The sequence below is a fragment of the Fumia xinanensis genome (assembly GCF_014384905.1).
Classification (GTDB): Bacteria; Bacillota; Clostridia; order Oscillospirales; family Ruminococcaceae; genus Fumia; species Fumia xinanensis.
This window is the reverse complement of sequence record NZ_JACRSV010000012.1, coordinates 1-1,325: the sequence shown is the minus strand read 5'-3', so window position 1 is coordinate 1,325 and position 1,325 is coordinate 1. Positions and strand designations below refer to the sequence as shown.

The window sequence follows — 1,325 nt, the reverse complement described above, 5'->3', positions numbered from 1 at the left end:
TGGGCCTGTTTCGCTGTATCTACCGATAGCCGTCTAGCGGCTAGAAGAGATTTAGCCCAGCAGAGACAGGACGTTCTGCGGCGTTTGGTTGGCCTGGGCCAGTACAGAGGTGCCAGCCTGTTGCAGGATCTGGGCGCGCGTCATGTTAGCCACTTCACTGGCGTAGTCAGCATCTTCAATACGTGACCGAGCAGCGGATAGGTTGGTTTCATTGGTCTGCAGATTGGTAATCGCAGACTCAAAACGGTTTTGGATCGCACCCAATCCAGAACGCAGCTCGTCTACTTGCTTCAGAGCACTATCGAGCTGCTCCATCGGGTTAGCAGTGGCGCCACTTAACAAATCTTTAGCGCCCAACTTGCTGCCATCAGGATCGAACTCTGCAGTAGCAGGGGTATTAGTAATATCAGCGTCTGCCGGATCCAATGCAACACGGAATGTTTTCTCATTCGCGGCGCCAGTACCAGCGAACTCAAGACCCTGAAGGTTCAAAGAATTAACCTCGGCGTCACTAGCAGCAGTAATAGTTACATCTACATACCAATTACCAGCTTCATCAACCTTGGCAGTGCCACCGGTATCAATTGAACCACCTGCAATACCAAGCTCAGTTGCCAGATCCGCGCTGAAATCTGTGACGGTAGAATCATTGATGCTAGTTGCAGTACCGTATGCTTTCTCAAAGGCAGCTGTTGCTGTAGCACCACCACCTGTGAGATCAGTCAAATCACCTTGCGGGCCATTAACGTTGAAGCTACCAAGGTTCAGAGTACCAGCAGTGATTTTTTCCAACACAACGTCGATAGACTCACCATCGTTGGCACCTACCTGAATAGACAGACTGCGGTCTTCTTCCAGCACTTTAACGCCGTTGAAATCAGTCTGTTCAGAGATACGGTTGATCTCGGTCAGACGCTGATCGATTTCGTCCTGGATGGAAGCACGGTCATTAGCTGAGTTGGTGTCGTTTTGAGACTGAACAGCCAGCTCACGAATACGCTGCAGGTTGTCGTTTACCTGGTTCAGGGCGCCTTCAGCGGTTTGCGCAACGGAGATACCGTCGTTGGCGTTACGCTGAGCCTGTGACAGACCGGTAATCTGTGAAGACATACGGTTGGCGATGGCTTGACCAGCGGCGTCATCTTTAGCGCTGTTGATGCGCAGACCTGAGGACAAACGCTCCATAGCGGTAGACAGGGAATTCTGTGATTTAGCCAGGTTGTTCTGGCCGATCATCGCTGTGATATTGGTATTGATCACTGACATGGTGTGTATCTCCTTGCATGGACACTGGCCTTGAAGGCCCGCTTTTCGGCCACTTTGTG

At 51.3% G+C, this 1,325-nt stretch carries 1 protein-coding gene; it reads right to left on the bottom strand.

All coding sequences use genetic code 11. From position 1 onward, the window contains the following. Nucleotides 1-51 precede the first annotated feature (51 nt). A partial coding sequence (locus H8710_RS13285; protein WP_346727122.1) for a FliC/FljB family flagellin occupies nucleotides 52-1,325 on the bottom strand: 1,274 nt, incomplete at its 5' end.